Here is a 21327-nt window from a genome sequence, read left to right on the forward strand (position 1 = left end):
AAGAACGCGTATCCCGCCCCATATCCCCTCTGAACAGGCAGGATGCGGTTAGCGATATATCGGTAACGGCTTTGTAACACCTGCAAAGGGTTGACGAAACTTTTGGCCTCCTTATAGGAATGCGCTATCCGATCCCGCCGTGCCGGGCTGGGCCTGGAAGAGGGATGTATGTCCGAATCAATCTCTGTCACCCCGGAGCGACCTCCCGCCGCCCCGCGGGAGGCCGCTCGCCCCCCGGGGCGTCGCCGCCGGACGACTTACGCGAACGTTCACCGGCGCCGGGAGGCCCGCACCGCGTACGTCTTCCTCGCCCCGTGGTTCGTCGGCCTGTTCCTGATCACCGTGGGGCCGATCCTCGCCTCGCTGTACCTGTCGTTCACCGACTACAGCCTGCTGGAAGAGGCCCAGTGGGTGGGCTGGGACAACTACTCGAAGCTGTTCTTCGAGGACACCCGGTTCATCCAGTCGCTCAAGGTCACCACCATCTACGTGGTCGTGTCGGTGCCCATGCAGCTCGCCTTCGCGCTGGCGCTGGCGCTCGCGCTCGACCGGGGGCTGCGCGGGCTGTCGTTCTACCGCTCCATCTACTACCTGCCCTCGCTGCTGGGCGGGAGCGTGGCCATCGCCATCCTGTGGCGGAAGATCTTCGGCACCGACGGCCTGGTCAACGCCGTCCTCGCGATCTTCGACATCAAGGGGCCCGGCTGGGTGTCCGACCCGGACACCGCCCTCGGCACGCTGATCCTCCTGCACGTGTGGACGTTCGGCGCGCCCATGGTGATCTTCCTCGCCGGACTCCGGCAGATCCCGCAGAGCTACTACGAGGCGGCCGCGGTCGACGGGGCCACCAAGCTCCGCCAGTTCCGCTCGATCACGCTGCCGCTGCTCACGCCGATCATCTTCTTCAACCTCGTACTCGAAGTGATCAAGTCCTTCCAGTCGTTCACGCAGTCGTTCATCGTCAGCGGCGGCAGCGGAGGACCGGTCGACTCCACGCTCTTCTACACGCTCTACCTCTACCTGAAGGGCTTCAAGAGCTACGAGATGGGCTACGCGGCCGCCATGGCGTGGGTCCTCCTGCTCCTCATCGCCGGACTGACCGGCGTGAACTTCCTCGCGTCGAAGTATTGGGTCTTCTATGGCGACACGAAGTAACCGGGTGCCGTTCCTGTTCCGCCCGCTCCCGCGGGGCAGCCGGCTGCTCAAGCACGCGTTGCTGATCGGCTTCGGCCTGATCATGCTCTATCCGCTGCTGTGGATGATCTCCAGCTCGCTGAAGCCGGAGGACCTCATCTTCCGCGAGCCCGGCCTGTGGCCGAGCGCGGTCACGATGGACAACTACATCGAGGGCTGGTCGGCGCTCAAGCACAGCTTCGGCTACTACCTGTGGAACTCGGCCGTCATCACGGGACTGTCCGTGGCGGCCAACCTGGTCGCCTGCTCGCTGGCCGCCTACGCCTTCGCCCGGCTGAACTTCCCCCTGAAGAAGGTGTGGTTCGCGATCATGCTGGGCTCGATCATGCTGCCGTACCACGTGACCGTCGTGCCGCAGTACATCGTGTTCGCCAACATGGACTGGATCAACACGATCTGGCCGCTGGTGGTGCCCAAGTTCCTGGCCACGGACGCGTTCTTCATCTTCCTGATGGTGCAGTTCATCCGGACGCTGCCACGGGAGCTGGACGAGGCCGCGGCCATCGACGGGGCGGGCTACTGGCGGATCTTCCTGCAGGTCATCCTGCCGCTGTGCATGCCGGCGCTGGCGACGACCGGCATCTTCACCTTCATCTGGACGTGGAACGACTTCTTCAGCCAGAACCTGTACCTCACCAACTCCGACAACCTCACGGTGGCCGTGGCGCTGCGGCAGTTCCTGGACTCCAGCGGCGAGTCGTCCTGGGGTCCGATGTTCGCGATGTCCATCGTGTCGCTCGGGCCGATCTTCGGGTTCTTCCTGGCGGGACAGAAGTACCTGATCCGCGGGATGGCGACCACTGGCCTGAAGTAGTTCCTCTTCACCCCCTGTAACCCCCAAGAGGAGGTAGAGCTGTGAAACTCGGCTCTCGTAAGACGATGTGGGTCGCCGCGCTGTCGGCGGCCATGCTGACCGCGGCCGCCTGCGGCAGCGGCGACGGCGGCGAAGGAGGAGGCGGCGGTGGCGACGGCGGCAAGGTGACGATCACCTTCAGCTACTGGGGCAGCGACGCCCGGCAGAAGCTGACCGACCAGGCCATCCAGAAGTTCGAGGAGAAGAACCCGACGATCGACGTCGAGGGCGACTTCTCCAACTGGGACAGCTACTACGAGAAGCTCGCCACCAAGGTCGCCGCCAACGACGCGCCTGACGTGCTGAGCATCGAGATCCGCGGCCTCAGCGAGTACGCCGGCCGCGGCGCGCTGATGGACCTGGCCGGCAAGCTGCCCACCGCCGACCTCGACCAGCAGGTCCTGTCGAGCGGCCAGATCGACGGCAAGCAGTACGCCATCCCGACCGGCGTCAACGCCTTCTCCATGCTGGCCAACCCGGCCGCGCTGGAGAAGGCCAAGAAGGAGCTGCCGGACGACAGCACGTGGACCTGGGACCAGTGGGCCGCGCTGGCCCAGGAGATCTCGGCCACGGGCGCCGCCACCGGCGCCGAGTACAACTTCAACCCCGCCTGGCTGCAGATCTACGCGGCCCAGCGCGGCGAGAAGTTCTACGACGGCACCAAGATCGGCATGTCCGTCGACACGCTGAAGTCCTGGTGGGCCATCCACCAGAAGCTCATCGAGACCAAGGGCTCGCCCGACGCCGCCAAGAGCGAGGAGATCGGCGACACCGGTCCCGAGCAGTCGCTGCTCGGCACCAACGAGGGCGCCATGGGCATGTGGTGGAGCAACCAGCTCAACGCCCTGACGAAGTCGTCCGGCCAGGACATGACGCTGCTGCGGATGCCGAAGCTGGAGGGCGCCACGACCAGCGGCATGTTCCTGCAGCCCGCCATGTTCTACGCCGCCTCGGCCAAGACGGAGAAGGCGGACGCCGCGGGCAAGTTCATCGACTTCCTGGTCAACGACCCCGACGCGGCCGGCATCCTGCTGAGCGACCGCGGCCTGCCCACCAACTCCAAGGTGCTCGCCGCCGTCAAGGACAAGCTGCCGCCCGCCGACCAGAAGACCCTGGCCTTCATCGACGAGGTCAAGAGCGAGCTGAGCCCGATCGAGGCGCCGCCGAAGGGCGCGCTGGAGATGGAGGACATCCTGGAGCGCGCCAGCGAGGAGGTCGTGTTCGGCAGGGCCACTCCGGACGCCGCCGCGGCGAAGTTCCTGGAGGAGGCGAACGCCGCCATCGCCGGCTGACCAGCCGGCGACCGGCCGGGGGCGCACCGCCCCCGGCCGCCCACCGCGACTCGGGGAGAGAGCACTTGAGCACCAGGTACGCCTTCGTCGGCCTCGGGCACCGCGCGCAGATGTACGTCGACGCGCTGCTGGGCGACTGGCAGGACACCGGGACCATCGTCGGCCTGTGCGACGTCAACACCACGCGCATGGCCTACTACGCCGAACGGATCGGCCGGCCGGTGCCGTGCTTCGTGCCGCGGGAGTACGGCAAGATGCTGGAGCTGGCCGACGCCGTCGTGGTGTGCACGGTCGACGCCACCCACGCCGAGTACGTCGTCGCCGCGCTCGACGCCGGCCTCGACGTCATCGTGGAGAAGCCGCTCACGGTCGACGCCGAGAGCTGCGCGGCCATCGCCGAGGCGGCCGAGCGCAACCCGGGCCGGCTGGTCGTCACCTTCAACTACCGCTACTCGCCGCGCAACTCGGCGGTGCGGAAGCTGATCGGCGAGGGCGCCATCGGCGACGTCACCTCGGTGCACTTCGAGTGGGCGCTCGACACCATCCACGGCGCCGACTACTTCCGCCGCTGGCACCGCGAGCGCGCCCACTCCGGCGGGCTGCTCGTGCACAAGTCCACCCACCACTTCGACCTGGTCAACTGGTGGCTCGGCTCGGCGGCCGAGCTGGTCTTCGCGCAGACCGACCTGCGCTTCTACGGCCAGGCCCGGCCGCGCGGGCCGCGCCCGGCACGCGGGCAGGGCGCCCCGGGTCTGGGCAGCGACCCGTACATCCTGGACATCTCCCAGGACGAGCGCCTCAAGCGGCTCTACCTGGACGCCGAGCACGAGGACGGCTACATCCGCGACCAGGACGTGTTCGCGCCCGGCGTGACGATCGACGACACCATGTCGGTGCTCGTCCGCTACGCCAACCGGGCGATCCTCACCTACTCGCTGACCGCGCACGCGCCGTTCGAGGGGTACCGGGTGGCGTTCAACGGCACCGAAGGGCGGATCGAGCTGGAGGTGTGCGAACGGTCCTGGACCCCGCCGCACGCCGCCGTCGACCCGAGCGCGGCGAGCAAGGAGCACGCGGCCGGCTCCTGGGAACGGCTCATCCTGCACCGGCACTGGCAGGAGCCCGAGGAGGTGCCGATCGAGCGGGGCGCCGGCGGCCACGGCGGCGGTGACCGGCTGCTGCTCGACGACGTCTTCCGCGGCCCCGGCGACGACCCGCTCGCCCGTCCCGCGGGCTACCGGGACGGCATCCGCAGCGTCCTGGTGGGCGTCGCGGCCAACCGTTCAGCCGCCACCGGCCGCCCCGTCCACCTCACCGCCGACGGCACCCGCCTCGCCGGCGCCTGATCCGTACGAGATGCGGCATCTAGGGGAGTTCTCGGGGCTCGCCGACGTGGCCGGGAGGCAGCGAGGGCTGTTCCCGGACGCGCCCGCCGGGCCGGAGCTGCGCGCCGCCGCGCGCGAAGCCATCGGCACGCTCGACCTCACGGCGGGAGACGTACGGGTGGAGCGCGCCTGGACGGCGGACGGGCTGGACGGCGAGGAGCTGTCCTGGGACGTCGGCTACGGCCCGCGCACCCGGGCCTACCTGCTCAGGCCGCACGGCCACCGGGGCGCGCTGCCCGGCGTGGTGGCCCTGCACTGCCACGCGGGCATGAAGTGGGCGGGCAAGGAGAAGATCGCCGACGGCCCCGAGCCGCCCACCCCCGAGGTGCGGCGGCTGCGCGGCGAGCTGTACGGCGGCCGGGCGTTCGCCTCCGAGCTGGCCAGACGCGGCTTCGCGGTGCTGGCGCACGACGTGACCGGGTGGGGGAGCCGCCGGTTCCCGCTCACGGACATGCCTGACCGGGTGACGGCCCTGGCCCCGGACGCCGGGCTGTCGGAGGCCGACCGCTACGACGTGGCGGCGGGCCACCACGAGCACGTGCTGGAGAAGTACTGCAGGCTGCTGGGCACCTCGTTCGCGGGCGTGGTGGCGGGCGAGGACCTGGCCGCCGCGGCGTACCTGCGCAGCAGGCCGGACATCGGGCCGGTCGGCTGCGCCGGCCTGTCGGGCGGCGGCCTGCGGGCCGCCCTGCTGGGCGCCTTCGACCCGGGCGTGCGCGCGGTCGTGGTCGCCGCGATGACCTCGTCCTACGCCGACCTGCTCGACGGGTACGTGGCCTCGCACACCTGGCTGCTCTTCCCGCCCGGCCTGTCGCGGGTCTGCGACTGGCCCGCGCTGGTCGCGTCCGGAGCGCCCCGACCGCTGCTGGCGCTGTACGCGCGCGACGACCAGCTGTTCCCCGGCCGGGGGATGCGCCGCGCCCACGAGGCCATCGCCCGCCGCTACCCCGGCGGCGGCTACGAGGGCAGGTTCTTCGACGCCCCGCACGCCTTCGACGTCCCGATGCAGGAGCATGCCTTCACCTGGCTGGCCGCCGGACTGCGCTCCGGGTCCCGCTGAAGGCACGACACGGCACGGCGGCGCGGGCCCGGCGTGGCACCGCGCCGGGCCCGCGGGTCAGCGGCCCGTGGCCAGCTCGGCCGCCTCCTCGCGCGACAGGCGCCCGTCGACGACCACGACCGACACCTTCCTGTCGAGCCGGGCGTCGAAGGACAGCGGGGTGTCCCAGGCCAGCGCGGTGCCGACGCCCGGATACTCGGCCACCCGCACGAACCACGGGTCGGCGTCCTGCGCGAACAGCAGCGTCCACGCCTCCGACGACAGCGCCAGCCACGGCGCCCGCGAGCCGTGCACCCGCTCCTCGCCCTCGGCCGCCGCCGTGAACACGCGCAACCCGGGCGAGCCCGCCGGCGCGCGCCAGAAGAACCCGCCGTAGCCGGCGCCCGCCCGCCCCTTCGTGGCCGAGCTGCGCACCGTCAGCGGCGCCCCGGTCAGGTTGTGCAGGGTGAAGCCGAACTCCAGGACCCACCCACGCGCCGCTGGACGGGCCCGTACGGTGCGTTCCTCGCGAACCAGGGCGTCTTCCCCCGGCCGCAGCCACGAGAGCGTCTCGGTGAAACCGGCGGCGTCGCGCTCGGTGAAGGCCAGGTGCCGCTGGACGCCGTGGTCGTCGAGCCAGGTCGGCCCCTGGTCGCGGACGTAGGTGCGCCCGCCCCAGAAGTTGCGCCCGCCCAGGTCCGTCACCGCGAGCCCGGCCCCGAGGTGGTGCGGGTGGTCGGCCGGACGGATCTCGGTCACCACGGTGCCGCCGAGCGTGCGCACCGGGTGCAGGTAAGGGCGGGGCGCCGCGGTCAGCGGCAGGTCGGGGCTGGTCACGTACTCGGCGACGGGGGAACCGCCCACCACGAGCGGCGTCGCCCAGCTCAGGCCCAGCTCGGAGAAGAGCGCCAGCTCCGAGGCGCACCTGTCGACGACGGACGCGATGCCCGGCAGCACCCGGCCCTCGCCGGACAGGTCCTGGTGGTCGTCGGCGATCGGCAGCGGGTCGGGCGCGACCCTGATCGCCTCCATCACCTCCATGAACCCGCCCGTGCGCTGGATCGGCACCAGCAGCGGGACGCCGGACCGCACGTGCTCGACGAGGTTGACCAGCAGGTCGGTGCGGTCGAAGCGCTGGACGGGCCCGTCGTCCACCTGGACCTCGTCCATCGTGTAGACGAACCGGATCCGCCCCTTCTCGCCGTGGACGAGCACGTACGGCTCGTCCCGCTCGGCCGCGCAGAGCGTGACCGCGGCCACCAGCGGGGTGCCGCCGGCGAGCGTGACCCGGACGGCGGAGGTGTCGTCGGACTCGATCCCGTTGGCGTGGAAGAGCTCGGTCTCCACCGAGGCCACCGCGCCGCGCTCGTCGGCCCCGGCCACCGCCAGCGCGGTGGCCAGCGCGTGCGCGAACGGGTTCGTCAGCGCGCCGTCGACCACGTCCACGCCGTCGAGCACCCGCCTGCCCGCCCACGGGCTGCGGGTGAAGTACGCGGCGGGGCGCGGCCACGAGCCGCCCACGCCGATGCCGGTGACGCGGCCGATCGCGCCGCCTGCGATCAGCTCGCGCACCGCGGGCACCGCCGCGGAACCGAGGCTCTGGAACCCGACCTGGCAGGCCAGCCCCGCCTTGGCGGCGGCCCGCTCCATCCGGTCGAAGTCCGCCAGCGTGGCCGCCGTCGGCTTCTCCACCAGGACGTGCGCGCCCGCCTCCAGCGCGGCCAGCGCCAGCTCGGCGTGCGTCGGGATGGGCGTGGCCAGGATCGCGATCCGGGCGCCGGTCCGCTCGATCAGGCCGGGCAGGTCGGCGGAGATCTCGGGGGAGCCGAGACCCGCCAGGCTCTCCGGCGGGACCGGCCGCACGTCGCAGACCCCGGCCAGCTCGACCAGCCCGGTCAGCCGGCGCAGCCGGTCGAGATAGTTGGAGCCGAAGCCCTGGGCTCCGGCGAGCACGACACGCATGTCACCTCCAGCGGAGGCCGAGGCCCCGGTGCTCGCCGGCGCGCAGCTCCGCGCCGTCCACGCGGACAGGGTACGGCTCGGCGAGCAGCCCCAGCGCGGCGAACGAGGCGTCCTCGACGTCCTCGGCCATGGACGGCAGCGGCAGCGAGAGCGCCAGCTGCCCCGACAGGTCCGGCAGCAGGTGCGGGTAGACCGGCACGTCGAAGGCGCGGGCCAGCTCGGCGATGCGCAGGAACGGGGTGATGCCGCCGACCCTGACCACGTTCGGCTGCACGACGTCGCAGGCCCCGGCGGCCAGCAGGTCGCGGAAGCCGTAGACCGTGTAGACGTTCTCGCCGACCGCGATCGGCACGTGCGCCGACCGGCGCAGCTCCACGTGCGCCGCCACGTCGTCGGCCGGCAGCGGCTCCTCCAGCCAGTGCAGGCCGTACGGGGCGAGCGCGTCGGCGGCGCGCCGGGCGGTGTGCAGGTCCCAGCGCTGGTTGGCGTCCACCATCAGCAGCGTGTCCGGGCCGATCACCTCGCGGACGGCGGCCACCCGCGCCACGTCCTCGCGCACGTCCGGCCGGCCGACCTTGATCTTGACGGCGGGGTAGCCGGCGGCCTTCCACCGGCCCGCCTGCGCCACCAGTTCGTCCAGCGGGTAGTGCAGGTTCACCCCGCTCCCGTACACCGGGACGGACTCCCTGCGCCGGCCCAGCACGTCCACCAGGCCGCGCTCGCCGCAGCGCAGGTCCCACAGCGCCAGGTCGACCCCGGCCAGCGCGATCGTGGTGATCCCGCCGGGCCCGGCCTCGCGCAGGTGCCGCCAGAGCCGGTCCCACACCACCTCCGGGTGCGGGTCCAGGCCGATCAGCGCGTCGCGGATGTCGTGTTCCAGCAGCGCGCGCACCGCGTGCGCGCCGATCTGCGGCGTCCAGGAGAACCCGGTGCCCACCCGCCCGTCGGCGAGCGTCACCTCGACGACCAGGACGTGGTTGGCGGGCACGTCGGGCCCCCACGGACGGCGCAGCGCGACCGTGCGCGGGGTGACCGTGAGGTCGCGGATCACGGCGTGCCGATCAGCGAGCGTCCGTGCTTGATCAGCGACTCCAGCTCCGCCACGTCCTCGGGCGCGGCGTCGACCAGCGGCGGCCGGACCGGCCCCACGTCCAGGCCGCCCAGCCGCACCCCGGCCTTGACCAGCGCGACCGCGTACCCGGGCACCTTCGAGCGCAGCCGGACGAGCGGCTCGTAGAACTCGGTCAGCAGCCGGTGCTCGCCATTCAGGTACGCGGTCGCGATGTCGGGCGCGAAGGCGAAGACCGCCGAGGAGTACAGCTCGACGCCGAGGCCCCGGTAGGCGCCCATGGTCAGCTCGGCCGTCGGCAGGCCGTTGAAGAACGTGAAGCCGTCGCCCACCTCCTTGCGCACGGCCAGCATCGAGCGCTGGATGAGGTCGATGTCGCCCAGGCCGTCCTTCAGCCCGACCACGCCGGGCACCCGGGCCAGCTCGACCACCTGCTCGGGGGTGAGCACCACCGAGCCGCGCTGGTAGATGATCACCGGCAGGATCGCCGCGATCTCCCGCACGTACGCGACGAACCCGTCCGAGGTGCCCTTGGCCAGGTAGGGCGGCATCAGCAGCAGGCCGTCCGCGCCCGCCTCGCGCGCCGCTCCGGCCTGCGCGAGCGCGGCGCCGAGCGGCCCGCCCGCGCCGGCGAACACCGGCGCCCGGCCGGCCGCCGTCTCGACGGCGACCCGGACGACGGCGGCGTGCTCGGCCTCCGACAGGGAGGAGAACTCGCCGGTGCCGCACGCCGCGAACACTCCGCCGGGCCCGTGGTCGAGCCCCCGTCCGATGTGCTCGGCCAGCACCTCCTCGGCGAGCTTGCCTGACAGGGTGAAGGGGGTGATGGGGAAGAAGAGGACTCCGCTGAGGTTCATCAGATCTCCAGTTCGGTGCGCCAGCTGCGCTTGGCGGTCCAGCCGAGCATGCGCTCGGCCTTGGCCGAGGTGAACGCGGGAAGGGTGTCGGTGAGCGCGGGCGCGTGCTCGCTCGTGCCGGGCATCACGGCGGGGAGCAGCTCCGCGAGGGGGCGGCGGGCCAGCGCGTCGGCCGCGCCGGCGAAGAACACCTCGCCGCTGGGCAGGCCGGGCAGCCGCTCGATGAGGGTGGCGATCATGTCGGAGGCGTCCCTGGCGTCGATGTAGTTGAACAGCGAGACACCGGCGATCTCCGGCAGGTCCAGGCGTTCCAGGATCGTGTGGCCCGACTGGGTGGGCGCGCCCGCCCACTCCTCGGGCGCCACCACGAAGCACGGCCGCACCGCCGCGAACCGCGTCCGCGAGCTGCGCGCGAACGACGCCATCGTCTGCTCGGCGACCACTTTGGACAGGTTGTAGGCGTTCCACGGCGACGTCGGGTGGTCCTCGTCGATCGGCAGATAGCTCGGCGCCCAGCCGGAAGGCGACCCGTAACCGATCACCGTGGGACTGCTGGCCACCACCACCCGGCCCACGCCCGCGTTGCTCGCCGCCTCGCACACGTTGAACGCCAGCTGCGTGTTGGTGCGGAAGATCACGCCCTCGGTCCGGCTGAACGGGGTCGCGATGGCCGCCAGGTGGACCACGACGTCGGGCCGGAACCGCGCCATCACGTCGTACGCCTCGCCCAGGTCGGTGAGGTCGGCCGGGAGGGTGGCCGCCGCGTCGTCCGGGGTGCCGGCGGTGACGTCGACGCCGATCACTTCGTGACCCGCCTGCGCCAGCGAGGTGACCAGGCTTCGCCCCAGCCTTCCGGCGCTGCCCGTCACCAGTGTTCGTGTCATCGCTCGTTCACCCTTCCGCAGGGGTCATTACCGCAACCGGTTGCAAAAAGTATTGAGGTGCCGTCGGCAGAACGTCAAGCCGACTCGTCTCAGCCTGCGGTGTCGCCGCTGGCCTCATGCGCGGTAGCATGAGTTTTCGGCGCTCGGCCCTCGCGAAAGAGGCCCGTTGACAGCGATACAAGCGCTTGCATTAATGTACTTGGCATGCTCGGAGGCCCAGCGTGGCGGTGACCATTCGTGACGTGGCGGAGGCATCAGGCGTACACGTCTCCACGGTGTCGCGCGCCTTCTCCGCCCCCCATCTGGTCAACCCGGTCACACGCACCCGCGTGCTCGCCGTCGCCGAGGATCTCGGCTACCGGCCCAACCGGGCCGCCCGCGCGCTGACCACGGGGCGCACCCACAACATCGGCCTGATCGTGGCCGACATCGCCAACCCGTTCTTCCCGCCGCTCATCAAGGCGGCCCAGGCGCAGGCCAGGCTCCGCGACTACCACGTGTTCGTGGCCGACACCGACGAGGACCCGCAGGTCGAGGAGGAGCTGATCCAGACCCTCACCAAGCAGGTCGACGGCGTGCTGCTGTGCAGCCCCCGGCTGACCAACAAGACGATCGAGCGGCTGCGCGAAGAGGTGCCGTTCGTCGTGGTGAACCGCAGGGTCAAAGGCATGCCGACGGTGCTCATGGACGTCGGCCGCGGGGTCAGGCTCGCCGTCGAGCACCTCACCGGCCTCGGCCACCGCAGGCTCGCCCTGGTGACCGGGCCCAGCGGGTCGTGGACCAGCAAGGAGATGCAGGCGGCCGCCGCCGCCATGAGCGAGGCCGACGTCACCTTCCTCGGCCCCAACCCGCCCACCGAGCTCGGCGGCCTGGCCGCCGTCACCGATGTGATCGCCTCCGGCGCCACCGGGGTGCTCGCCTACAACGACCTGGTCGCCATAGGCTTGATCGAAGGGCTGGCCGAGCGGGGGGTCGACGTGCCCGGGGAGATCAGCGTGATCGGCGTCGACGACATCGTGCCCGGCCGTCTGAGCCGCCCCAAGCTGACCACCATCGCGATGCCCACCGCCGCCGCCGGCCGCATCGCCGTCGACCTGCTGCTCGGCTCGGTCGACTCCGAGGCCACCAGCGGCGTCACCGTGCTGGAGACGAGCCTGATCGTCCGCGAATCTACGGGAGAGGCCCACACATGAACTTCGGAACGCTGCCCTCGGGGGAGCGCGTCGAGCGCCACGAACTGACCTCGGGGCGCCTGCGCGCGGCGGTGCTCTCGTACGGGGCCATCCTGCAAACGCTTGAGGTCGACGGCGTCAACGTGGTGCTCGGCCTGCCGACCCTGGACGACTACCTGACCCGCAGCCGCTACTTCGGCGCCGTGGTCGGCCGCTACGGCAACCGCATCGCGGGCGGCCGCTTCACGCTCGACGGCGTCGAGTACCACCTGCCCGTCAACAACGGGCCCAACAGCCTCCACGGCGGCACCGAGGGCTTCGACAGCAAGGTCTGGACGATCCGCGACGTCACCGGCTCGGCCATCACGCTCGCGCTCGTCAGCCCCGACGGCGACCAGGGCTACCCTGGCACGCTCGCCGCCTCCGTCACCTACACGCTCGACGGCGACGCGCTGCGCATCGACTACACCACCGAGACCGACGCGCCCACCGTGGTCAACCTGACCAACCACTCCTACTTCAACCTGGCCGGCGGCGGCGACGTGCTCGGCCACCTGGTCCGCATGGCGGCCGACCACTACCTGCCCGTCGACGGCGACAAGATCCCCACCGGCGAGGCGGCCCCGGTCAAGGGCACCGTGTTCGACTTCACCACCCCCCACGCGATCGGCGAGCGCTTCGACGGCGCCTACGACCACTGCTTCGTCCTGAACGGCGACATCACCGTGACCGAGCCGGGCAGCGGCCGCACCATGGAGGTCACCACCACCGAGCCCGGCGTCCAGTTCTACGCGGGCGGCATGCTCGACGGCGACGCCACTCCGTACGGCCCGCACGCCGGGTTCTGCCTGGAGACGCAGCACTTCCCCGACTCGCCCAACCAGCCGGCGTTCCCCTCGACCGTGCTGCGCCCCGGCGAGGTCCGCGCCTCCACCACCACCTACCGCTTCCCGGGTTGATCAGGGGAGAGCCGGCGTAGCCCGCAGCACCAGCAGCGCCACGTCGTCCCTCGACGGGGAGCCGGCGAAGGAGTGGACCGCCTGCCGCACCCGCTCGGCGACGGCGTGGGCGCTCAGCCCGGTGCAGCCCGACAGCAGCCTGGACAGCCCGTCGTCGTCGTCGAGCAGCCGCTTGCCGTCGCGCCGCTCGGTCACCCCGTCGGTGACGCACAGCAGCACCTCCTCGGGCGCGAGCTCGAACGACTCCACGAAGAACCGCACGCCGTGCTCGACGCCGAGCAGCAGCTGCGGCGAGGCGACCTGCTCCACCTCGCCGTCGGTGTGCAGCAGCAGCGGCGGCACGTGCCCGGCCGAGGCGATCGTGCACCGCGCCCCGCCCTGCGGCAGCGGCGTCAGCTCCCCGCACAGCAGGCTGAGAAACCGGCCCTCCTCGTCCTCCTCCAGCAGCGTCCGGTTGAGCCGGTCCAGGATGTCGGCCACGGTGTAGTTCTCCTTCGCGAGCAGCCGCACGGCGTGCCTGGCGAGCCCGGTGACGGCGGCCGCCTCCGGCCCGCTGCCGCAGACGTCGCCGAGGGCGAAGCACCAGTGGTCGGCCACGGTGAACAGGTCGTAGAAGTCGCCGCCGACGTGCGCGCCCTCCTCGGCCGGCTCGTACACGACCGCGGACTCCAGGCCGGGCATCGGCGCCATCCGCACCGGCAGCAGGTTGCGCTGCAGCGCCTTGGAGGTGGTGGCCTGGCGGGTGTAGAGCATCGCGGTGTGCAGGTTGAGCGCGATCAGGCGGCACAGGTCGGCCAGCAGCTCGGCCAGCTCCAGCGGCAGCGTCGGCTCGCTCCGGCCGATCACCAGCGCGCCGTGGGCCCTGCCCTGGGTCAGCAGCGGGAACGACAGCACGTTCCCGCGGCCGACGGGCCAGGTGACCTCGCTCAGCGGCGTGCGCGGGAGGGCGGGCAGCGACGTGCGCAGCTCGGCGTTGTGCCGTTCCTCCCGGTGCCACACGTGCGCCAGCCGCGTCATGCCCGCCAGGTCGGTCAGGTAGACCGCCGCCCAGGTGGCGATCTTGGGCACCACGAGCTGCGCGGCCAGCGCCGCGAGCAGCTCCTCGTCGTGCACGCCCGCGAGCAGCTCGCCCGCCTCGGCGAGGAACGACAGCCGCCCCCGGTGCGCCCGGTCCTGCTCGGCCAGCCGTTCCCGCTGCACGGTGCCGGCCACCTGGTCGGCGATGTGCCGCAGGCTCGAGGCCAGGTCCTGGTCGAACCGCCCCGGCTCGGCGGCGGTCACCGCCAGGTGGCCGATCACCTCGCCGGCCACCACCAGCGGCGCGCACGCCAGCGACCTGGCCCGCAGCCGCTGGGCCAGCTCGACGTCGGCGGCGAGCAGGTCGTCCACGACCGCCGGCGCGCGCCGGTCGGGGGCGAACACGCCCGCCGCGACCACGCCCACCAGCCCCGCCGCCTCACCCGCCCCCGCCGCCACCCCGAACCTGTTGCCGGAGTCGGCGCGCAGCAGCACGTACGCGGCGTCGCCGGCGCTGGAAAGCTGGACGATCCGCGCGATCGTGTCGAGCAGCTCGGCGAACGGGCGGTCGCGGTCGAGCAGGTCCTTGATGCGCCGGCCGGCCTCCCGCCTGGCGGGTGAGGGCGGCGAGGCCAGCACGAACCCGTGGTCGCCGCCCACCACCATCCAGATCGCCCTCCGGTGCTCCGGCCTGCCCCCGGTGCGCAGGTGGGAGACGTAGACGGGGACCAGCCGCCCGTCGCGGTGGCGCATCCGCGACTCCCCGCGCCAGCGGCCCAGCGCGAGCGCGTCGGACAGGGCCGGCGCGTCGGGGCCGTGACCGTCCCAGTCGACCAGGTCCTCCAGCGGCCGGCCCGCCGCCTGCCGCGCCGTCCAGCCGAGCAGGGCCTCGGCGTCGGCGTTCCACGAGATCACCCGCCCACCCGCGTCGGCGACCAGCACCGCCACCCGCAGCGCGTCCACGGGCTCGCGCGGCGCCGGGATCGAGGGCGGGCACGGCTCCTGGGCGTCGGCGAGCTCCATCCGCACCCAGACCCGCTTCGCGCTCCTGGTGTACGTGACGCCCCAGGCGTCGGCGAGCATGCCCGCCAGCGCCAGGCCACGCCCGGAGGTGGCCATCTCCTCGGCGGGAGGCGGCACGTCCAGGACGGTCCGGCCGGGCTGCTGGTCGTCGACCTCGATCTCGAGTTTGGGCGGCACCGCCTCGGCGTCCAACCGGCAGGTCAGCTCGACGCCGGTGCCGGCGTGCACCACCGCGTTGGTGACGAGTTCGCTGGTCAGCAGCACGGCGTCCTCCGCCAGATGGCTCAGGCTCCACTCGCCGAGCACCTGGCGGACGAACCGTCGCGCCGCCGCCGGGGCATGGGGAGTGCCGTCGAAGGAGGTGCTCGACACCCGGGTCGTCTCCACTGTGCGTCCTAGAACATCACTCGATGTGGCAGTTCGGTCACTCTCAGGGTGGCAGACCGGGAGCCCACGCTCCCTGCACTTGGGAAGAAGGCCGAGGTTGGTCACCAGCCGGCTGGTGCCGGGGAAGTCTTTCGACACGATCCGGCGGTGGCCCGGCGCGTCCCGGTGCTTTCTCGGGGGTATCCGACGTACCTTTGGCAACATGGCCACCCGTACGCCGAAAAGCGCATCGAAGGGTCCGGCGAAGCGGTCGCCCTCGTCTCGCTCGACCCCCGCGAAACGGGGCGCCGCGTCCACGGGGCGGCCCAGGGCGAAGGGGGCGGGGCCGGCCCGTAAACCCCCGATGACCCATCAGGACCCGATCAGCTGGGTCTTCACCATGATCGGCAAGCTGGTCGTCGGCCTGTGGATGCTGCTCGCCAACGGCATCGGCAGCACCGCCCGCGCCCTGGGCAAGAACGCCAGAGAGCTCGACCCGGTCCACCGCCGCGACGGCGTGGGGCTGGCGGTCCTCGCCGGCGCCATCGTGCTGGCGGCGATGACCTGGCGCGACACCAGGAGCGGCGTCTCCGAGGTCGTCCACACCGTCGTGCACGCCGTGTTCGGCTCGCTGGCGTGGGCGCTGCCGCTGCTGTTCGGCCTGCTGGCCTGGCGTTACCTGCGCCACCCCGACCAGAACGCCGACACCGGCCGGATGGTGATCGGGTGGAGCGCGCTGCTCGTCGGCGTCCTCGGGGTGATCCACGTCGCCAACGGCACCCCTTATCCCGCGGGCGACGCGAACAACACGATGGAGAAGGTGTCGCAGGCGGGCGGCATGATCGGGTTCATCGTGTCGGCGCCGCCGATGAGCATCCTGCCGCCGTGGATCACGATCCCGCTGCTGCTGATCCTGTCGGGGTTCGGCGTGCTGGTGATCACGGCCACGCCCGTCCACCGCATCCCGGAGCGGCTGGCCGAGCTGCGCCACATGCTCTTCGAGCGCCAGACGCCGGAGGGCAGGCCCGCGCCGCAGCCGAAGAAGCGCGGGCGGCCGAAGAAGCCCGCCGCCGAGGGCGAGGAGTCGGTCAAACCGTACGACACGCCCGTCCTGTCGGAGAAGGAGAAGCGCGAGGACCACTCGCCGGAGATCGTCCCGGGGCTCATGGACGAGGAGGAGCCGCCGCCGGCGCCGGTCAAGCAGCCGGAGCCGCCGCAGCCCACCCCGGCGCCGCGCAAGGTCGAGCAGCTCGTGCTCTCCCCGCAGGCGGGCCCGTACCAACTGCCTGACCTGCAGCATCTCAAGCAGGGCACCGCGCCCAAGCCGCAGACCAAGGCCAACACGGTCGTGGTGAACGCGCTGACCAGCGTGCTGGAGCAGTTCACCATCGACGCCCAGGTGATCGGGTTCACCCGAGGGCCGACCGTGACCCGCTACGAGATCGAGCTGGGGCCCGCGGTGAAGGTGGAGAAGGTCACCGCGCTGACCAAGAACATCGCCTATGCCGTTAAATCGGCCGATGTTCGGATCCTGTCCCCGATCCCCGGCAAGTCGGCGATCGGGGTGGAGATCCCGAACGCCGACAAGGACCTGGTGGCGCTCGGCGACGTGCTCCGCGCCCAGGTGGCGCAGGCCGACCACCACCCGATGATCGTCGGACTGGGCAAGGACGTCGAGGGCCGCACGATCGTGGCCAACCTGGCCAAGATGCCGCACCTGCTCATCGCCGGCGCCACCGGCGCGGGCAAGTCCGTCTGCGTCAACGGGCTGATCACCTCGATCCTCATGCGCGCCACTCCCGACGAGGTGCGCATGGTGCTCGTCGACCCCAAGCGGGTCGAGCTGAGCGTGTACGAGGGCATCCCCCACCTGATCACCCCGATCATCACCAACCCGAAGAAGGCCGCCGAGGCCCTCGAATGGGTGGTGGGCGAGATGGACCGCCGCTACGACGACCTGGCGGCCAGCGGGTTCCGCCACATCGACGAGTTCAACAAGGCGGTACGGGCCGGCAAGCTCGTCCCGCAGCCCGGCAGCGAGCGCGTCTACCAGCCCTATCCGTACCTGCTGGTGATCGTGGACGAGCTGGCCGACCTGATGATGGTGGCGCCGCGCGACGTGGAGGACTCCATCGTCCGCATCACCCAGCTCGCCCGCGCGGCGGGCATCCACCTGGTCATCGCCACCCAGCGGCCGAGCGTGGACGTCGTCACCGGCCTGATCAAGGCCAACGTGCCGTCCCGGCTGGCGTTCGCGGTGTCCTCGCTGACCGACTCGCGGGTCATCCTCGACCAGCCGGGCGCCGACAAGCTGGTCGGCCAGGGTGACGCGCTGTTCCTGCCGATGGGGGCCAGCAAGCCGATCCGGATCCAGAACGCGTTCGTCTCCGAGAAGGAGATCGCCGAGATCGTCAACCACTGCAAGCAGCAGATGCAGGTGGAGTACCGCAATGACGTGACCGTCGCGGCCGGCGCCAAGAAGGAGATCGACGAGGACATCGGCGACGACCTCGACCTGCTCATCCAGGCCGCCGAGCTGATCGTCACCACCCAGTTCGGCTCGACCTCGATGCTGCAGCGCAAGCTGCGCGTCGGCTTCGCGAAGGCCGGGCGGCTGATGGACCTGCTGGAGAGCCGCGAAGTGGTCGGTCCCAGCGAGGGTTCCAAGGCTCGCGAGGTGCTGGTGAAACCAGATGATCTGCCCGGATTGCTAGCCGACCTGCGTGGCGAATGACCCCAATGGCCACTTCCCTGCCACTTACTGCTTGAATAGGAGCAACTACGCTCCGTCGTGGGGAGGCGGTTGTCGTGCAGGAGCAGAGCATCGGAGCCATATTGGCGGCGGCTCGGCAGTCTTCGGGGTTGACTGTCGAGCAGCTGAGCAAGATCACGCGTATCCGAGAGGCGATCATCAACGCGCTCGAGCGTGACGAGTTCGCCGAGTCCGGAAGCGATTTCTACATCAGGGGGCACGTCAAGACCATCGCGGCGGCCGTGGGGCTCGATCCCGAGGCCGTGGTGCACCATTACGACCAGCTGCACGGCGGTGCGCCGCAGCCGGTGCGGGCGGCGGCGGTGTTCCAGGCCGACCGCATCATCAAGATGTCCGAGCGGCGGGGGCCCGGTTGGGCCCCGGCGCTGGCGGTCGCGCTGTCCGTGGTGGTCGTGTTCGGCGTGGTCAAGGTCCTGGGCGGCGCGTCCGACCAGGTCCGCACCGCCCGCGGGGAGCGGCCGGCGGCCACCGTGCCGCCGAACTCGCCGTTCACCGAGGGGCCGTCCGCCGTGGCCATGGCGGGCAAGAACACGGTCGAGGTCACGGTCGAGGCGAAGCGGCGGGCCCGCATGACGGTGCGCGACGCCAAGGGGCGCCGGCTGTTCGACGGCAGCCTCAAGGCGGGCAGCAGCGCCACCTGGCGGGCGCAGAGCCGGATCGACTTCGAGGTGGGTGACGCCGGAGCCGTGTCGGTGCAGGTCAACGGCAAGAACCTGGGCGCTGTGGGGGAGCGGGGGGAGAAGGTGCGCCGGTCGTTCGGCCCGGGGAAACCACCAGCTCGGTAACCCCTGCATCGTGTGGTGGCCAACTGCCGATACCGTAGTGTCACCATGTCATCCCGCCGAACCGCATCGCTGATCACGCTGGGCTGCGCCCGCAACGAGGTCGACTCCGAGGAGCTGGCCGCGCGACTCGAGGCTGCCGGTTGGCAGCTCGACGACGACGACCCGGATGTCGTCGTGGTCAACACGTGCGGCTTCATCGAGTCGGCGAAGAAGGACTCGATCGACACCCTGCTGGCCGCCGCCGACTCGGGGGCCAAGGTGGTCGCCGCGGGCTGCATGGCCGAGCGCTACGGCAACGAGCTCGCCGACGCGCTGCCCGAGGCCAGCGCGGTCATCTCCTTCGACGACTACACCGACATCGGCGGGCGTCTCGACGACGTGCTCGCCGGGCGCGCGCTCACGCCGCACACGCCGCGTGACCGCCGCCTCCTGCTGCCCATCACGCCGGTCGACCGGGCCGCCGCCCCCCGCGGCGCCATCCCCGGCCACGGCGACCTGCCCGACGGGCTGGCGCCCGCGAGCGGCCCGCGGGTGCTGCGCAAGCGGCTCGACGAGAGCCCGGTGGCCTCGCTCAAGCTCGCCTCGGGCTGCGACCGGCGCTGCACGTTCTGCGCCATCCCCGCCTTCCGCGGCGCCTATGTGTCCCGCCACCCCGACGAGCTGGTGGCCGAGGCCGACTGGCTGTCCCACCGCGGCGTGCGCGAGCTCGTGCTGGTGAGCGAGAACTCCACGTCCTACGGCAAGGATCTGGGCGACCTGCGGGCGCTGGAGAAGCTGCTGCCGAGGCTGGCGGCCGTCGAGGGCGTCTCCCGGGTGCGGGCGAGCTACCTCCAGCCGGCCGAGCTGCGGCCGGGGCTGATCGACGTGATCGCCGGCACCGACGGCGTCGCCGCCTACTTCGACCTGTCCTTCCAGCACGCCAGCGGCGGGGTGCTGCGGCGGATGCGCCGCTTCGGCGATCCCGAGCGCTTCCTCGGCCTGCTGGAGAGCATCCGCGAGCGGGCGCCGGAGGCGGGGGTGCGCTCCAACTTCATCGTCGGCTTCCCCGGCGAGACCGAGGAGGAGTTCGGCGAGCTCGTCTCCTTCCTGGAGGCGGCCAGGCTCGACGTCATCGGCGTGTTCGGCTATTCCGACGAAGACGGCACCGAAGCCGCGGGCTTCGACGGCAAGCTGGCCCAGGAGGTCGTCGACGAGCGCGTGCGGGTGCTCACCGAGCTGGCCGAGGAGCTGACGGCGCAGCGCGCCGAGGACCGGATCGGCACCGAGGTCGACGTGCTCATCGACGAGGACCTCGGCGACGGCGGCTACGAGGGCAGGGCCGCCCACCAGGGTCCCGAGGTCGACGGATCGGTCACCGTCCAGGGCATCGGCCTGGTGCCGGGCGAGCTCGTCCGCGCCATGGTCGTCGACGCCGAGGGCGTCGACCTCATCGCTCGGATCAAGGCCGCCGGTCCATGACCAGAGACGAGCGCCGCGCGGTGAGTCCGTGGAACATCGCCAACGTCCTCACGGTCCTGCGGCTGGCGCTCGTCCCGTTCTTCGTCGTCTGCCTGTTCCTGCCGGGCATGGGCTGGCGGCTGGCCGCGCTGGCGGTCTTCGCGGTGGCGTCGTTCACCGATCATCTCGACGGTGAGCTGGCCAGGCGCTACGGCCTCATCACCGACTTCGGCAAGATCGCCGACCCGATCGCCGACAAGGCGCTGACCGGGGCCGCGCTGGTGTGCCTGTCGCTGCTGGGCGAGCTGCCGTGGTGGGTCACGATCGTGATCCTCGGCCGTGAGCTGGGCATCACGCTGCTCCGGCTGGTGCTGATCAGGCTGGCGGTCATCCCGGCGAGCTACGGCGGGAAGGTCAAGACCGTCCTGCAGATCGCCGCCATCGCGCTCTACCTGGTGCCGTGGGTGCCGGAGGCGCTGCGGGAGACGGTGATGGGGGCGGCGCTCGTGGTCACGGTGGCGACGGGGGTCGATTACGTCATCCGCGCGATCAGGCTGCGCGGGATGGCGAGGCGTGCGCGCGGGGAGTGAGGATCATGGCCGAGGTCACGCAGGTGCTGGAGTCGCTGGCGAGCCAGGAGGCCACTGTCGCCGTGGCCGAGTCGCTCACCGGCGGGCTCATCGGGGCGACGTTCACGCTGGTGCCGGGGTCGTCCCGGGTCTTCAAGGGCGGGGTGATCTCCTATGCCACCGACCTGAAGCAACGGCTGCTGGGCGTGCCGGGGGATCTGCTGCGCCGCGAGGGGGCGGTGCATCCGGAGGTCGCCGCGGCGATGGCGGCCGGGGTGGCGCGCTTGTGCGAGGCCACGTACGGGGTGGCGGTCACGGGAGTGGCCGGGCCGGAGCCGCAGGACGGCCAGCCGGTCGGCACGGTCTTCGCGGCGGTGAGCGGACCGGGCGGACAGGTGTGGGGCCGACGGTTGAGCCTTAAGGGGTCGCGTGAACGTATCAGGGTAGAGACGATGGACGAGGCTATTGATCTACTAGCAAGTGTGCTTAAGGACAACAAAGGGGAACATTCCGGATGATTACCGTGTTACGTCCCCAGCGAACATGCGAAGCACGGTCTGACGCGGTGTCGGTCGATGCGGGTACGGTGGAGCTGTGAGTGAGGTCCGTGAGCCAACTGCAAGCAGCGAGCGCCCGGCAGGCGGGCCTGATGAGTCACGAGCGGCGGGCCAGGGGCGGAGACGCCCGGCAA

At 71.6% G+C, this 21327-nt stretch carries 17 protein-coding genes; 12 read left to right on the forward strand and 5 right to left on the reverse strand.

Going from position 1 to position 21327, the window contains the following annotated elements; all coding sequences use genetic code 11:
- Positions 1-168 precede the first annotated feature (168 nt).
- The 5 genes from AB0K05_RS09670 (at position 169) to AB0K05_RS09690 (ending at position 5784) form a co-directional block, all read left to right on the forward strand.
- On the forward strand, positions 169-1155 hold the full coding sequence (locus tag AB0K05_RS09670; RefSeq protein ID WP_271278337.1) for a sugar ABC transporter permease: 987 nt from the start codon (positions 169-171) through the stop codon (positions 1153-1155).
- Positions 1139-2008 carry a carbohydrate ABC transporter permease gene (locus tag AB0K05_RS09675; protein ID WP_271278336.1) on the forward strand — a complete coding sequence of 290 codons (870 nt, stop codon included), beginning with the start codon at positions 1139-1141 and terminating at the stop codon, positions 2006-2008. The genes AB0K05_RS09670 and AB0K05_RS09675 overlap by 17 nt, the downstream gene beginning before the upstream one ends.
- Positions 2009-2049: 41 nt before the next feature.
- Positions 2050-3339 (forward strand): extracellular solute-binding protein, encoded by a 1290-nt coding sequence (locus AB0K05_RS09680; RefSeq protein ID WP_271278335.1) that lies wholly within the window; start codon positions 2050-2052, stop codon positions 3337-3339.
- A gap of 65 nt (positions 3340-3404) precedes the next feature.
- A complete protein-coding gene (locus AB0K05_RS09685; RefSeq protein ID WP_345482913.1) occupies positions 3405-4685 on the forward strand; it encodes a Gfo/Idh/MocA family oxidoreductase in 1281 nt (426 codons plus the stop codon).
- A gap of 10 nt (positions 4686-4695) precedes the next feature.
- A complete protein-coding gene (locus tag AB0K05_RS09690; RefSeq protein ID WP_364228208.1) occupies positions 4696-5784 on the forward strand; it encodes a hypothetical protein in 1089 nt (362 codons plus the stop codon).
- 57 nt (positions 5785-5841) lie between these two features.
- Here the strand turns inward: AB0K05_RS09690 and AB0K05_RS09695 are convergent, their stop codons facing one another.
- The 4 genes from AB0K05_RS09695 to AB0K05_RS09710 are packed head-to-tail and all read right to left on the reverse strand — an operon-like array spanning position 5842 to position 10535.
- Entirely contained in the window at positions 5842-7725 is a 1884-nt protein-coding gene (locus AB0K05_RS09695; RefSeq protein WP_364228210.1) for a DUF6807 family protein, read from the reverse strand.
- 1 nt (position 7726) lies between these two features.
- A complete protein-coding gene (locus AB0K05_RS09700; protein WP_148033570.1) occupies positions 7727-8776 on the reverse strand; it encodes a mandelate racemase/muconate lactonizing enzyme family protein in 1050 nt (349 codons plus the stop codon).
- Positions 8773-9651, reverse strand: a complete 879-nt coding sequence (locus AB0K05_RS09705) for a 5-dehydro-4-deoxyglucarate dehydratase (protein WP_148033569.1) — start codon at positions 9649-9651, stop codon at positions 8773-8775. Before AB0K05_RS09705 ends, AB0K05_RS09700 begins: the two co-directional genes overlap by 4 nt.
- A complete protein-coding gene (locus AB0K05_RS09710) occupies positions 9651-10535 on the reverse strand; it encodes an NAD(P)-dependent oxidoreductase (RefSeq protein WP_219544178.1) in 885 nt (294 codons plus the stop codon). Before AB0K05_RS09710 ends, AB0K05_RS09705 begins: the two co-directional genes overlap by 1 nt.
- A 221-nt stretch (positions 10536-10756) precedes the next feature.
- On the opposite strand from AB0K05_RS09710, the gene AB0K05_RS09715 reads away from it, so the two are divergent.
- Positions 10757-11728, forward strand: coding sequence for a LacI family DNA-binding transcriptional regulator (locus AB0K05_RS09715; protein ID WP_148033567.1), 972 nt, complete (start codon positions 10757-10759; stop codon positions 11726-11728).
- Positions 11725-12666, forward strand: a complete 942-nt coding sequence (locus AB0K05_RS09720) for an aldose epimerase family protein (protein ID WP_271278670.1) — start codon at positions 11725-11727, stop codon at positions 12664-12666. Before AB0K05_RS09715 ends, AB0K05_RS09720 begins: the two co-directional genes overlap by 4 nt.
- Here AB0K05_RS09720 and AB0K05_RS09725 read toward each other — a convergent pair whose 3' ends face one another.
- On the reverse strand, positions 12667-15093 hold the full coding sequence (locus AB0K05_RS09725) for a SpoIIE family protein phosphatase (RefSeq protein ID WP_364228214.1): 2427 nt from the start codon (positions 15091-15093) through the stop codon (positions 12667-12669).
- Between the two features lie 202 nt (positions 15094-15295).
- Here AB0K05_RS09725 and AB0K05_RS09730 point away from each other — a divergent pair, with 202 nt between their 5' ends.
- The 5 genes from AB0K05_RS09730 to AB0K05_RS09750 all read left to right on the forward strand — a co-directional run bounded on the left by AB0K05_RS09730 (position 15296) and on the right by AB0K05_RS09750 (position 21154).
- The gene (locus tag AB0K05_RS09730; protein ID WP_219544176.1) at positions 15296-17806 is read left to right on the forward strand and encodes a DNA translocase FtsK; all 2511 of its coding nucleotides are present in this window, start codon (positions 15296-15298) and stop codon (positions 17804-17806) included.
- A 74-nt stretch (positions 17807-17880) separates the two neighbouring features.
- The gene (locus AB0K05_RS09735; RefSeq protein ID WP_261808763.1) at positions 17881-18630 is read left to right on the forward strand and encodes a helix-turn-helix domain-containing protein; all 750 of its coding nucleotides are present in this window, start codon (positions 17881-17883) and stop codon (positions 18628-18630) included.
- A gap of 45 nt (positions 18631-18675) precedes the next feature.
- Positions 18676-20088 (forward strand): 30S ribosomal protein S12 methylthiotransferase RimO, encoded by a 1413-nt coding sequence (rimO, locus tag AB0K05_RS09740; RefSeq protein ID WP_148033562.1) that lies wholly within the window; start codon positions 18676-18678, stop codon positions 20086-20088.
- Entirely contained in the window at positions 20085-20657 is a 573-nt protein-coding gene (gene pgsA, locus AB0K05_RS09745) for a CDP-diacylglycerol--glycerol-3-phosphate 3-phosphatidyltransferase (RefSeq protein ID WP_148033561.1), read from the forward strand. The genes rimO and pgsA overlap by 4 nt, the downstream gene beginning before the upstream one ends.
- Before the next feature lie 5 nt (positions 20658-20662).
- Entirely contained in the window at positions 20663-21154 is a 492-nt protein-coding gene (locus tag AB0K05_RS09750; RefSeq protein ID WP_148033560.1) for a nicotinamide-nucleotide amidohydrolase family protein, read from the forward strand.
- The last annotated feature ends 173 nt before the right edge of the window (positions 21155-21327 follow it).

It is taken from the genome of Nonomuraea sp. NPDC049486, assembly GCF_040676925.1.
Taxonomy (GTDB): Bacteria; Actinomycetota; Actinomycetes; order Streptosporangiales; family Streptosporangiaceae; genus Nonomuraea; species Nonomuraea ferruginea.